This is a genomic window from Candidatus Phytoplasma bonamiae (assembly GCF_030586845.1).
Classification (GTDB): Bacteria; Bacillota_I; Bacilli_A; order Acholeplasmatales; family Acholeplasmataceae; genus Phytoplasma; species Phytoplasma bonamiae.
In genome coordinates this window covers 15,744-30,609 of record NZ_JAOSIQ010000006.1, presented here as the reverse complement: position 1 = coordinate 30,609, position 14,866 = coordinate 15,744, and the positions used below count along the sequence as shown (strand labels likewise).

Below are 14,866 nucleotides of genomic sequence, written 5' to 3'. Positions count from 1 at the left end.
CATCGGAAGATAACTAATCAGCAAATACACGATATTAGAAAAACGAGAACAATAAGAATAAATAACTAATCAACCGCGAGGGGAAATTAGTTCTCGAAAGAGAGTAAATTATGGAAAGCCGGATGCTTGGAAACTTGCTTGTCCGGTTTGGACGGGGGCTGATTGTAAATAAAACAGCAAAGATAAATCGCTGCATAAAACACAATTAATCTATCCGTATTTTAATCTAAAACACGGGAATCTTAAAAGGTTTTGATCGGGATTTAAGATGATTTAATAATATTTTTTTGGTTTTATTTTGATTAATTCATCATTATTTTTTATAATTTCTTGATTTTAAAAAAATTTATTTTTTTAAAAAAATAAAAATAAAACTTTTCTTTCGTATATTATCTTTGCCAAAATAAATTAGAAAAGATAAAAGTAAGATTTCTTTATTGCGTTTAAAAAACAAAAAAAGACCAACTTTAAAATTGGTCTTTATTATTAATTCTTTTCTTTATTTTTTTATTCCATTTTACTGATGTAATCTCTTCATTTTGTTGTGTAGTGAATGGGGGGGGTAGTGCGGTTTTTTCTAAAGTTTATATTATATTATTTTACTTTTTATTTTTATTCTTTTCGATACTACCTGCTTGATAACCTATGAATACAAAAAGAATACCACCACCAAATCCAATTACAAAAGATACAATTACAGGAAGAAAAATGCTTTTATCATTAAGTCCGCAAAAATACCCCCATTTATAAAAAAAGTAAAATAATAAAAATGTTAATATAAATAAAAATATTATAAAAAATAATGTGATACCAGTAAATTGTATTTCAAGATTTTCCATGATATTATCTCCTAATTTATTCATTTTATAAATTGAAATAAAAAAATTTATTATTAATATATGCTAATAACAAAATTTATTTCTTATTTTCATAAATATTTTATATTTTTTTTAATTTTTACACTAACATTTATATTTTACTTTATATTACTAAATTAAAATATTTTATAATTGTAAGAATTGTTTTTATAAAAAATAAATAAATTAATACGTATTTTGTATTTATTTTATTTACAATAAGTAAAAATTTATGAAAATTATAGTTATATTTATCAGTATTGTTTGACATATTTAGTTTTTTGGTTTAAAATATATCCGGATATTTCACTATATATAAATTTTTCTAATTTAAAGTTAAAATTAAAAATTTTTTTATTATATTTATGAGAATTTTTGTTAAATAAAAAATAAAATATTATAACTAAACATTATAAATATTAAATTTTATAAAAAAGAGGTTTATATATGTCATCTGAAAAAATAAATTTAAATAAAGTTAAAGAATTTAAAAAAGGATTTCAGGATTTTATTAGTAAGGGTAATATTGTTCAATTAGCAGTTGCTTTTATATTAGGTCAGTTATTTACTAAGGTAGTTAGTTCTTTAGCTACTGATATAATTATGCCTCCTATTAATTATCTTTTTAGTGATACAGGTTCTTCTTTGCAAACTTTAAATTGGCAATTAAAAAATAACATTTATTTGAATTATGGAATTTTTTTACAAAATGTTTTTGATTTTTTATCTGTTTCATTTATTTTATATTTAATTGTTTTATATTATTCTAAATATTTTAATAAAAAAAATCAAAATGAAAATAAAATTTCTATTGAACATGAACAATTAAAAATTTTAAAAGAAATTAAAGACATTTTAATTAATAAAAATAAATAAAAATTAAATTTTTTTATTAATATGATTATTTAAATTTGTTGTAATTTATTTTGAGAGTGCTTTTTTACAATAAAAAGCACTCTTTTATTTTTATTCTTTAAATATTTAATATACTTGGGATAAATAAAACTATTCATTATATTTTAAAATATATTTTTTGTAGTAGTTTTGATATAATTAATAGGATAAAATTTATAATTGTCATTTATAATTGTAGTTAAAATTATAAATTTGGAATTTGCATTCATATAAAAATACAATTATTATAAAAAATTTGTTTCTTAATTAAATATTTTTTTAACAAACTTATTAAATTAAATTTATGGAATCGAAAAAAGGATTGTAATCTAATGATATTAAAATATGCAAAAACAATATTAGGCTTTATTAAACAATTTCGTAATCCTTCCAAAAGATATTTAAATAAAATTAAAAAAGTGGCTGATAAAATTGATCAATTAAGCAATATTATGTCTCAATTAAAAGATGAAGATTTTCCTAAAGAAACTCTTAAATTAAAACAAAAATTAAAAAATGGTATGTCTTTAGATAATATTTTAGTTGAAGCTTTTGCTTTAGTGCGCGAAGCTTCTACTAGAGTAGCTAAAATAACGCCTTATTATGTTCAATTATTAGGAGCTATCGTTTTACATAAAGGGAATATTGCAGAAATGAAGACTGGAGAAGGTAAAACTTTAACAGCTGTTATGCCGGCATATTTAAATGCTTTAGGGGGTGATAGCGTTCATATTGTAACTGTTAATGAATATCTAGCACGTCGTGAAGCAGAAGGTATTATAGGAGATATTTTTCGTTTTTTAGGTTTAAGTGTAGGTTTAAATCTTAAAAATAAATCTATTCAAGAAAAAAAAATAGCTTATGATTGTGATATTTTATATTCTACTAATAGCGAAATTGGATTCGATTATTTAAGAGATAATATGGAAAGTGATATCAATAATGTTTTAATGACTCGCGAATACGGCTATGTAATTATTGATGAAGTTGATTCTATTTTAATTGATGAAGCTAGAACTCCTTTAATTATTTCTAATAATGCACAATCCGGTCTTCAATTTTATAGAGATGCTGATCGTTTTGCTAAATCTTTAAAATCAGAACATTATTTGATCGATTTAGAATCAAAAACTATTGAATTAACTGAAGAAGGAATTCGTAAAGCAGAATTATTTTTTAAAATTAATAATTTATATAGTAATCAAAATTCTTTTTTATTGCATTTTATAAAAAATGCTTTAAAAGCTCGTTTTATTATGGAAAAAGATAAAGATTATTTGATACAAAATCATCGAATTGTGATTATTGATCAATTTACAGGTCGTGCTTTAATAGGCCGACAGTTTAGTGATGGTTTGCATCAAGCTTTAGAGGCAAAAGAAAATTGCATTATTAAAGCAGAAACCGAGACATCTGCTATGATTACATATCAAAACTTATTTCGTAATTATAAATCGATATCTGGTATGACTGGCACAGCTAAAACTGAAGAAAAAGAATTTATTAGTATATATAATATGAAAGTTATTCAAATACCTACTAACAAAAAAATGATTCGCGAAGATGCTCCTGATTTAATTTTTTTAACTTTAAAAGAAAAATGGAAAGCTTTAATAGAGGAAATTAAAATAAGACATGCTAAAAAACAACCAATTTTAATAGGAACTGTAAGTGTCGAAGTATCAGAACAAATTTCCAAATATTTAAAAAAAAATAAAATATCTCATGAAATTTTAAATGCTAAAAATCATTTAAAAGAATCTGAAATTATAGCTAAAGCTGGTCAAAAAGGAGCTGTTACTATAGCTACCAATATGGCCGGAAGAGGAACAGATATTCGTTTAGCAGAGGGTGTCGCAGAATTAGGTGGTTTAGCTGTTTTAGGAACAGAAAGACATGAAGTGCGAAGAATTGATAATCAATTGCGTGGCCGTTCTGGTAGACAAGGTGATCCTGGTTATACTAAATTTTTTGTTTCCGCAGAGGATGATTTAATACAACGTTTTGGTTCTGATAAAATTAGTAAATTAGTTAATTTGTTACAATATAGTAATCAACAACAAAATAATTCAGTATCTTCTCGTTTTTTAACTAATTTATTTACAAACATACAAAAAAAAATAGAATCTTCTAATTTTGAATATCGTAAATTTGTTTTAAAATTCGATTCTGTTTTACAACTACAAAGAGATATTATTTACAAACAACGTAAAGAAATTTTATCTTCTGATAAAATTGAAAATATTTTGTGTAATATCATAAATAAAACTTTGAAAGATAAAATCAAAATTTTTTTTCATTCGATGCAACAGGAAAAATATCAAAAATTAGATCGAAAAAGCATTATAGAAGAATTGATTAAATATTTTGAAATTAATTTTTTTTCTAAAAACATTTTAACAGAATTAGATTTTTCAGTTCATAATCAAACAAATTTATCTTATTCTAAAATAGAATCAATTATTTTAAATAAAGCTCGTCATATTTTAGAACTACAAAAACAACGATTTGTCAAACATGATATACAACAGTATTTCAATATTATTAGATTAATTATGTTAAAAAATATTGATATCAAATTTCAACGTCATATGAACGATATGGATTTATTAAGAAGAAGTATTAATTTTTTAAGTTACGGGCAACAAAACACTTTAATCGTTTATCAACAAGAAGGTCAAAAATTTTTTAATCGTATGATTGAAAATATTTCTCAAGATATTACCAAAATTGTTTTAAAATCAAATTTTTTTGAAGATTTAAATTTTTTTCATGATTTAAATTCTATAGAACCAACACAATCAAACGATCAACCTAAAATGAAAAAGAAAAAATATATTAAAAAACCTTGGGATTAATTACAAAAATATAATTTCCAGAGGGGATAACTTTTTATAATGGAAAAATATGAATTTCATCAAATTTTAAATAATTTAAAATCTGTTTTATTTAATTTAAAACATAAAATAGATGTCCCGAATTTGTTAGAACAAGTTAAAACTTGTAAATTATTAATGGAAAAACCGAATTTTTGGGATAATCCTCAAGAAGCCGCTAGTGTTACTCAAAAATTTAGTCAATTACAAAATAAAATTAATCATTTTACTAATTTACAAAAACAACATCAAGCTTTAACTTTATTATCATCAAGTGAGGAAATAGATAATCAACAAAATTTAACTTGGTTAATTTTAGAATTAAAAAAATTACAACAAGATATTAAAAGTTTAGAAATTGAAGTTTTATTAAATAAAACTTATGACGAAAATAATGCTATTTTAATGTTACATTCTGGTGCTGGTGGTTTAGAATCTCAAGATTGGTGTGAAATGCTTTTTAGGATGTATAAAAAATATGCTCAAAAAAAAAATTTTCAATTAGAAATTTTAAATTTACAAACAGGCGAAGAAGCCGGAATTAAATCTGTTAGTTGTTTAATTAAAGGTATTTATGCTTACGGATATTTTAAATCTGAAAGAGGTATACATCGTTTAGTTCGTAAATCGCCTTTTGATACTAATTTTAAAAGACATACATCTTTTGCTTCTTGTGAAGTTTTGCCAGAAATTAATGAAGAAATTACTGTTGATCTCCAAGAACAAGATTTAAGAATAGATGTTTTTCGTAGTAGTGGAGCTGGAGGTCAACATGTAAATACTACTGATTCAGCAGTTCGTATTACACATTTACCTAGTGGTATTGTAGTGAATTGTCAAAATGAAAGAAGTCAAATTCGTAATAAAGAAAAAGCTTTACAAATTTTAAAAACTAAATTGTTTCAATTAGCTTTGCGAAAACAAAAAGAACAAGAAAATAATTTGAAATCAGATCAAAAAGAAATCGGTTGGGGTTCGCAAATCAGAAGTTATATTTTTCACCCTTATCAAAAAGTTAAAGATCATCGTACTAATTATGAAAGTTCTCAAATAATTGATATTATGGATGGTGAGTTAGATGATTTCATTAACGCTTTTTTAAGGAGTAATAATTAATATAAATTTAATTTAATTTAAAATGTTTTGTTCAAAAAGGATACCAAAAAACATATGAAGAGAGATCGAAAATTTTATCATAATAATCTTCATAAATGGTTAATACTTGTTTTTAACGATATTATTTTAGCAATAACTATGTTTGTATTTACTTTAGGTAGTAAATTGAATGTAGGTGGGACTGATGGATTAGCTTTAACAAGTTCGCGTTTATGTAATTTATTCACAAATAATCCTTATTTTGTTTCAGATAAAATAATGATCTATTTTATGTTTTTTTATAATATTTTAGCAATAATCATTGGATATAAAATATTTGGTAAAAAATTTATATTAAAAAGCGCTATTTTAGCTATTATTCTAATGATAGTAATGTCTTTTTTGCCTTATATATTAGGTGATTCGACGGTTTTTTTAAATCGTTTGTTAGTATGGAATAATGAATATTGGAGATTATGTGTTGCATCTATATTAGGTGGATTGTTAGTAGGTTTTACTCAAGCTAATATTAGACAATTAGGATTTACTACGGGAGGTATGGATGTTTTTCAACAAGTTTTAAAAGATTGTTATGGAATGAATTTTAAAATTTCTTTATTTATTACTGATGGTATTTTAATATTTTTATCATCTATTTTGGAAAGTTTTGATCAAATAAATTTTTTTAATATGTTTTCAGAAATTATAATAAGAATTTTATTATCGTTATTATCTATTTATATTATGGGTTGGATTATGGATAAAAAAGTTAAATTTAATTTAGTTGAAAATAATAAGAATTCAAATTATTAGTATTAAATAAATAATAATATGAATTTTTTTATTAGAAAGGTTGATTACTTAAAATAAAGAAATGTATAAGAATGGATTTTTAAAAATTGAATTAGCCAACCCTGATTTAAATTTGGGAAAATTTTATGAAAATAATGATATTATTTTAAATGTTTTAGCAAGAAGTAAAGCTAGTTTTGTGGTTTTCCCGGAATTATGTTTAAGTAGTTATACAGCTGGTGATTTTTTTTTTGAAAATGATTTTAATAATAATATTGTAAAATCTTTAAATTATATTATTAAAAAAAATTCTTTCAAAGGTATTTATATTTTAGGAATGCCATTGGTTTGGCAAGAGATGATTTTCAACGTAGCTATTGTTATACAACAAAAAAAAATTTTAGGAATTGTTCCTAAATATACTATTCCGAATTATGAAGAATTTCGTGAAAAAAGATGGTTTACTTCTGGTAATGTTATTCCTGAGTCTCACGAAATTATGTTTTTAGATCAAAAAATTCCTTTCGGTAGTATCTTGTTTGTTAATGAATTATATAATGTGTGTTTTGGAGTAGAAATTTGTCAAGATTTATGGACTATTAACTCACCTAGTGATTTATTAATTAAAAAAGGAGCGCATTTAATTTTTAATTTATCTGCTTCTACAGAACATTTGGGAAAAGCACAACTACGTCGTATGGCAGTTATTAATCATTCTCGTAAACAAATTGGAGGTTATTTTTACGTTAGTAATGGTATGAAAAGCGAAATGTCTAATGATGTTGTTTTTTCCAACCATAAAATAGCTGCTATTTTAGGAAATTTAATAGGAGAAAAAGATATTTTTGATTCAGGAACAAGTTTAATTATAGATATTTGTGTAGATTTTATTAAACATCAACGTTTAATAGATACTACTTATTCAGATCAAATATTAGAATCTAAAAAAATAATAATTGCAAAATCTTATTTTGACTTAAACGAAGATAAAGATTTTATTTTTGAAAAAAAATGGAGCACTAAACCTTTTATAAGTGAATCTGAATTAAATGATCATTTAACCTTATCTAACCATTTGCAATGTTTATTTTTGTGCAATAAATTGTCTTCTTATCCTAATAGCAAAATTTTTTTATCTATAAGTCCTAATTTAAATGATTTAATAAATTTGTTGGTAGTGATTCAAAGTTTTAAATTAAATAATAAAAACTTTAATGATTTAAATATTTTTATAGATGATTCAGATATTTTTTTTCTTGATTTGATACAAGATTTTTTAAGAAAAATAGGTATCAATAATTACCGCAAATATTCATCTTTATTACCGCATTATGATAAGTTATTGGATGATAATAAAAATATTAATATAGTTAATCATAATTGGAATTTTATTAATTATAAAGAGATTAATATTTTTTTAGAAACTCATAATTTATCTGATATTAGTTTAGGAAGATTTACAAAAAGTTTATATAATTTTGATGTAAATTTTAATCTAAATATCGGATTATCAGATACTTTAATAATAGAATTAGTTTTTTTTCATTTAAATAAAGAAATATTTTCGAGATTTCCTGATTTAAAATCTTTTTATCAAAAAAAAGCTATTTTGAAATCTAATGATGATAATATTATCCAAAAAGATTTTATTTTATATTATTATTTAAAATATAGTTTAACTTTAGAAAAAATCGCTTTTTTATTTGAAAAAACATTTGATATCAATACAAAAGATAGTTTAGATTTAACTTATCACACTTTGAAAAGTTTTTATCAAAGTCAAAATAAAAGAAATTATTATATATCTTCGGGTCCCAAAATTTTTGAAAATAGTTTGTTAGAACGAGCAGAACCCCGTTTTATATCTAAATTTAATGTCAAATTTTTAACTTTAATGTCCGATAAAAATAAAAAATAGTATTATGAAGAAAAAAGTTATTATTGGTTTATCTGGTGGTGTTGATAGCAGTGTATCTGCTTTTCTTTTAAAAAAAGAGGGATACGAAGTTGAAGGTGTTTTTATGCGTAACTGGGATAGTGGTTTAAATTACGATATTAAAGGAAATCCTTTTCTTCAAAAATCTATTTGTCCTCAAATAAAGGATTTTCAAGATGCTCAAAAAATCGCTGAACAGTTAAATATTAAGTGTCATTTTGTTGATTTTTCTCAAGAATATTGGGATCAAGTTTTTTCTTATGTTTTAGAACTTTTTAATCAAAATTTAACTCCAAATCCTGATGTTTTATGTAATAATTATATTAAATTTGCTATTTTTTCCGATTATGTAAATCGTTATTTTAAACCAGATTTTATTGCTATGGGTCATTATGCGCGTCTTCAATGCATTAATAAAACTCAAATTTTAAAAAAAGCTAAAGATCAAAATAAAGATCAAAGTTATTTTTTATCTCAATTAAAACAACATCAATTAACTAAAATTTTATTCCCTATAGGTGACTTAACTAAAACACAAGTAAGAAAAATAGCTTATCAAGAAAATTTAGTTACAGCTCATAAAAAAGATTCGACTGGGATTTGTTTTATTGGAGAAAGAAATTTTTCAGCTTTTTTACAAAATTATTTACCAATTAATAAAGGTTTAATTAAAGATATAAATGGTAATATTTTATCTAAAAGACATTTAGGAGTTTATTATTATACTATCGGCCAACGTAAAGGTTTAAATTTAGGAAATACATCTTATAATTCATCTCCTTGGTTTGTAGTAGGCAAGGATTTATCTACTAATACTCTTTATGTGGATCAAAATTCTGAAAGTATCTATTTATATAGTGATTCTGCATTAATTATTAATGTTATTTGGAGAAATTATGAATATTTTAAATATCCGAATATTATGGTTTTAAAATCAAAATTTCGTTATCGACAACCCGAACAAAAAGTACAAGTTTATTGGATTAATCATCAAAAATTAAGGATTTTTTTCAAAAAAAATAAATCAGTAGTTCCAGGCCAAGTATGTGCTTTTTATTATAAAGATATTTGTTTAGGTGCAGGTATGATTAAAGAAGTTTATTATAAAAATAAAAAACGCCAATACGTGTAAATAATAATTGATAATTAAAATCATTATTATATGGTTCGAAATATAAAAAAAATAACTTATAATAATTTGATTTAGTTTTTTTGTATATAATTACGGTTTCAAAGGAATATTAAAATTAGTTATGAATATTAAGAAAATTAAAGGTACTAAAGATTTTTTTCAAGAAGAAATGTTACATTTACAATTTATAGAAAAAAATTTAAAAAAAATTATTGAGAAGTATCATTTCCAAGAAATACGTACCCCTATTTTAGAGTATCGAGATATTTTTTATCATGCTACACCTCAATCTGAGATGGTGAAAAAAGAAACTTATCAATTTTTAGATAAAAAAGGCCGACATATTGTATTAAGGCCGGAAGGGACAGCTGGTATCGTTCGCAGTTATTTAGAAAATAAACTTTATAATTTTGATAATATTTATAAATTTTATTATTGTGGTCCTTTTTTTAGATATGAAAGACCTCAATATGGTCGATATCGTCAATTTCATCAAATAGGTATTGAAATGTTAGGTTATTATCATGATTTTTCAGAATTAGAAATTTTGTGTTTAGTTAAGGAAATTTTAGATTTTTTTAATTTATCTCAAGCACAAATTAAAATTAATCATTTGGGTAATACACAAACACGTAAAAAATTTATTAAAAGTTTTTCTGATTATTTACAAAATTTTTCATCAGATTTATGTTCTTTATGTTTAAAACGTAAGCAATTTAATATTTTAAGGATTTTTGATTGTAAAATTTGTCAAAACAAAATCTTTTTAAAACAAGCTCCATTAATTTTAAATTTTTTAGATTCATCTCTTAAACATCAATTTGAAATATTTTTATCATTATTAAAAAAAGAAGATATTAATTTTTCTGTGGATCCTACTTTAGTTAGAGGTTTAGATTATTATACGGATATAGTTTTTGAAATTGTACTGCCGATTCCTAATAAAGAACCTTTTGAATTAATTTTAGGTGGTGGTGGTAATTATAATGATTTAATTTATCATTTCGGAAACAAACAAATGATTAAAGCTATAGGGTTTGCTTTCGGCATAGAACGATTAATGCTGGCTTTGCAGTATAATAATTTTTGGAAAAATATTAATTTCAAACTATTAGATGTATGTGCTTTGTCGGTGGATTATTCAGTGAATTACGAAGCTTTTAGATTAATTCAAAAATTACGTCAAAATAATATTAATGCTGAAATTATTTATAATACTAACGATAGAATTAATTTAACTAAATGTATTAAAAAAGCTTTAAAATTAAAACCTAATTATCTTATTTTTATAGGCGCTAAAGAATTGAAAGATAATTTTTTAACAGTTAAAAATACTACTACAAAAATAATTTATAATGTTAATTTAAATAATATTATTGCTTTTTTTAAAAAGGAGTTAACTTTATAATCATAATGAGCAAATATAGTTATAATAATAATGAAATTAATTTAAAAAATCAAGGTGAACAAGTATTTTTAAAAGGTTGGATTGCTCGTAAACGCAATTTAAAAAATAAAATGTTTTTAATGTTGAGAGATTTTTCAGGATTAATACAATTAGTTGTAGAACAAAACCATCAACAATATTCTGAAATCTCTAAAATATCAATAGAAACTGTTGTCGAAGTTAAAGGTTTAGTAGCCGAAAGGATTAATAAAAATCCTAATTTAAAAACTGGTAATGTCGAAATCATTATAAACCGATTGTATATTTTATCAGAAGCGCAATCTTTGCCTTTATTAGTGGAAGATAAAAATACTAGTAATGAAAGTCACAGATTAAAATATCGTTATTTGGATTTAAGAAAAGAAAAACAAAAAAAATATTTATTACAAAGACATTATATTACTCAAAATATACGTCAAACTCTAATTTCTAGGGGGTTTTTTGAGTTAGAAACTCCTATATTAGCGAAATCTACACCTGAAGGAGCTTTGGATTATTTAGTTCCTTCGCGTTTGTATCCTAAATCTTTTTACGCTTTACCTCAATCTCCACAATTATTTAAACAATTATATATGATTGCTGGATTTGAAAAATACTTTCAAATAGCGCGTTGTTTTCGTGATGAAGATTTGCGATCAGATCGTCAGCCGGAATTTACTCAAGTTGATATAGAAATTTCATTTTGGTCTCAAGAAGAAATTATGAATTTAGTAGAAAAGATTATGATTTCTTTGGTTAAAAATTTTAAAAATTATGAAATAGAGAAGCCTTTTTTAAAATTAACTTATGATCAAGCTATGAAAAAATATGGTTCTGATAAACCTGATTTAAGATTTGATTTATGTATAGAAAATTTGACGAATTTTTTTAATTTATCATCAATATCATCAGAAATTATTAATAAATTTAATATTTTAGGTATTAGATTTATGTTATCGGAAAAATCAGTATTAAATAAAAACACAATTTTACAATATTGTAGTTGGATTAAAAATCAATATCAATTAGATTTGTATTATTTGATTAAAATTAATGATAAAATTAAAGGTAATTTTGTTAAGGCTTTAAATAAAGAATTAAATTTTTTAAAAAATAATGAATATTGTTTTTTTGTATTTGATTTATCTATGGGAAAATCTTATAACGCTTATGAATCTTTAGGTTTTTTAAGAAATAAATTAGCGAAAGATTTACATTTGATTGATCCTAAAAAATTATCTTTATTGTGGATCATAGATTTTCCTTTACTAATTTTCGATAATATAGAAAATAAATATAAAGCTATGCACCATCCTTTTACTAAACCAGAAGATTATCGAACTTTGGACCAAAATCTTCATGAGGCAAAAGCATGTGCATATGATTTAGTTTGGAATGGTTATGAGATTGGTGGCGGTTCTTTAAGAAATTATCAATATGATTGCCAAAAAAAAATATTTCATAAATTAGGTTTTTCTGAAGTAGAAATGCATAAACAATTTGGTTTTTTTTTAGAAGCTTTGCGATATGGTACGCCTCCTCATGGCGGTGTTGCTTTAGGTTTAGATCGAATTGTTATGTTATTGACTGATACAGATAATATTAAAGATGTTATTGCTTTTCCTAAAACTCAAACAGCGCAAGATTTGATGTTACAGACTCCTGCTGCTGTAACTCAAAAACAATTAAATATTTTAAGTTTATCATTTTTATCTAAGGAAGAAAATTGAAATTTATGTTTGTATTACCATTAGCTATTACATTAAAAAGAAAATATAAATATATTATTTCGGTTAGTGGCGGCGTGGATTCTATGGCCTTATTAGATTATTTATATTCTAAAAAGTTTCAAGTAATTGTAGTTCATTTTAATCATTTAAAGCGAGAACGATCTTATCAGGATAAACTTTTATTAAATGAATATTGCCAATTACGTAAAATACCTTTTTATTATTTTGAATTAAGTTTGGAAAATAAAAATTTTCAAAATCAAGCTAGTTTAACTCGAAAATTATATTTGAAAAAAATAGCTGTTCAATATCAAACTCGTTATATTGTTACAGCTCATCATTTAAATGAGGGCGCGAAAGAAACATATAATTCTGTAATTTAACAAATTATTTGGGAACGGATGATTCCTAAAGGTCACGTAAACACTGAAAAGTGGGCTTGATTAATTATCTCGAAAGAGTAATTAATAACAGCAAAAGCACGAAAGCAAGATGAGGCGAAACAACTAACCAAAAAGTTATTGCCAGACCAGAAGTCAAGGAGAAGGTGCGAATCCCTAAGCGGTTAAAAAGCGTCGTAGTAATAAACCTATACTCGGTAAGTTGTTATTTAATCCGAGAAAAGCTTTAATGGAACAAAATTATTAATCATTTTTAATTTTGTATCATCCCGAGCAGTCATTAGATTGGCAAATTAAAGGACTCTTATTATTTAATATAAGTTTAAATAATAGCTTCAGTTTTAAAGTAACTGTAAACCGCACCTAAAACTTCATGTAGAATTATAGCGTAACTTCGATCTCCCTAAAGGTAGATTGTTAAAACAAATCTTAAAACAGCTAGTAGCTGACCCAAGGGAAAAGCGAAACTTAGAGTAGTCGTCAGTTTAATTCTGGAATTGGAATATTTTAGAAAAACCTGACCATGGCGAAGGGTAATAACCTTTACATGGCGAAAGAGTTTCAATATCTGATATCAGATATTAGGCGCCGGATGCTTGGAAACTTGCTTGTCCGGTTCTGTGGGGGGCTAGTTTGGAATATAAAATGAAATAAATTCATTATTAAACTCAACTATTCTATCTCGATTTTAGCAGAAACTATTTTATTAAAATTATCACGAGGAAGTTCTGGGCGCCCAAGAGGCCTAAATATCGCGTTATCTAACCAATAACCAGTTGTTGATAAACGCTGACAGGATAAGAACGGTTTCTTAAAGGAAACAATAAGGAATTATAGCAGTTCTTAAAAGCGGGTTGCGAAGAAGTAGTTAATATCAATATGACTCCGCCACCTAATGATTCTAAGGATAAGCCTGAAAGGACCTAAGAAGGATAAGAAGATGTAATACTCGAACCTGTTCTGTAAACTACTTAAATCGAACAGTCCAGATCCTATCAATATTAAAGAACTGTATTGAATAGTTTATCAATTAAAAACCTGGAATCTCACCGTTTTTATAACGGTTACTTCACCTAAGGAATCAAGGTCGATATTTAGAGTAACTGGGAGAATCCTAAAGGCTAATTATTAAAAATTAATTAATAATGAAATCAAATTCATTATGCTTAAGGATAAAGCGACTTTTTAGTAGTCGGAGGAGTAAAACTTAATTTGGAATAATTAAGTTAATCGCCCTCCTTGGAACAAGGTTAACGACCTTGATAGGGCGAAAGAAGTCAGTAATTTATTGTTTATTCAGTGGTATAAAGCCAAGAGTTGGCGGATACACAAATAACTGTGTCGGAACAAAAACTAAATTTTGGCAAACATTAAATATTATTCAAAATCGTTCTTTAAATAACTAATAAGGTATTAAAATGTTTAAATATGGGATTAATAACATGGAGAAATATTTATTAAACATGAAATTAAATTCTGTTCCACAAGTGCAGTAGAACAACAGATAGATATCTATTAATGGTATCAAACTTAAAAAAATTAAGTAATACCGCTGAGTTCGTTAAAGGTTATTATCTTAATTATGATCGGTTAGACAAGTTCTTGTCCCAAAAAAGACAAGATAAAACCTTAAATTTCGAAATTTATTTTGTTATTAAGATCCGATTAATTCCAAAGGTCATAGGACCAATATTAGTATTTTCTAAAAAGAATGAAAAGAATAAACA

10 protein-coding genes are annotated in these 14,866 nt (G+C 24.3%); 9 read left to right on the top strand and 1 reads right to left on the bottom strand.

Annotated features, from left to right (window positions below; translation table 11 throughout):
• Positions 1–599: 599 nt before the first annotated feature.
• Entirely contained in the window at positions 600–839 is a 240-nt protein-coding gene (locus OC701_RS01080) for a hypothetical protein (protein ID WP_304514267.1), read from the bottom strand.
• A 465-nt stretch (positions 840–1,304) separates the two neighbouring features.
• On the opposite strand from OC701_RS01080, the gene mscL reads away from it, so the two are divergent.
• The 9 genes from mscL (at position 1,305) to OC701_RS01035 (ending at position 13,121) form a co-directional block, all read left to right on the top strand.
• Complete coding sequence (mscL, locus tag OC701_RS01075) at positions 1,305–1,733, top strand: large conductance mechanosensitive channel protein MscL (RefSeq protein WP_304514266.1); 429 nt, start codon at positions 1,305–1,307, stop codon at positions 1,731–1,733.
• A 350-nt stretch (positions 1,734–2,083) separates the two neighbouring features.
• A complete protein-coding gene (secA, locus tag OC701_RS01070) occupies positions 2,084–4,609 on the top strand; it encodes a preprotein translocase subunit SecA (RefSeq protein WP_478219241.1) in 2,526 nt (841 codons plus the stop codon).
• A gap of 39 nt (positions 4,610–4,648) precedes the next feature.
• Positions 4,649–5,743, top strand: a complete 1,095-nt coding sequence (gene prfB / locus OC701_RS01065) for a peptide chain release factor 2 (protein ID WP_304514265.1) — start codon at positions 4,649–4,651, stop codon at positions 5,741–5,743.
• A gap of 54 nt (positions 5,744–5,797) precedes the next feature.
• Positions 5,798–6,535: a YitT family protein gene (locus tag OC701_RS01060; protein ID WP_304514264.1), complete on the top strand. Its 738-nt coding sequence runs from the start codon at positions 5,798–5,800 to the stop codon at positions 6,533–6,535.
• A 61-nt stretch (positions 6,536–6,596) separates the two neighbouring features.
• Positions 6,597–8,432: a nitrilase-related carbon-nitrogen hydrolase gene (locus tag OC701_RS01055; protein ID WP_304514263.1), complete on the top strand. Its 1,836-nt coding sequence runs from the start codon at positions 6,597–6,599 to the stop codon at positions 8,430–8,432.
• Between the two features lie 4 nt (positions 8,433–8,436).
• The gene (mnmA, locus tag OC701_RS01050; protein ID WP_304514262.1) at positions 8,437–9,582 is read left to right on the top strand and encodes a tRNA 2-thiouridine(34) synthase MnmA; all 1,146 of its coding nucleotides are present in this window, start codon (positions 8,437–8,439) and stop codon (positions 9,580–9,582) included.
• Positions 9,583–9,703: 121 nt separating this feature from the next.
• Positions 9,704–10,990, top strand: coding sequence for a histidine--tRNA ligase (hisS, locus tag OC701_RS01045; protein ID WP_304514261.1), 1,287 nt, complete (start codon positions 9,704–9,706; stop codon positions 10,988–10,990).
• A gap of 5 nt (positions 10,991–10,995) precedes the next feature.
• Positions 10,996–12,738: an aspartate--tRNA ligase gene (gene aspS, locus OC701_RS01040; RefSeq protein WP_304514260.1), complete on the top strand. Its 1,743-nt coding sequence runs from the start codon at positions 10,996–10,998 to the stop codon at positions 12,736–12,738.
• A gap of 5 nt (positions 12,739–12,743) precedes the next feature.
• Positions 12,744–13,121, top strand: a complete 378-nt coding sequence (locus OC701_RS01035) for a PP-loop family protein (RefSeq protein ID WP_304514259.1) — start codon at positions 12,744–12,746, stop codon at positions 13,119–13,121.
• The last annotated feature ends 1,745 nt before the right edge of the window (positions 13,122–14,866 follow it).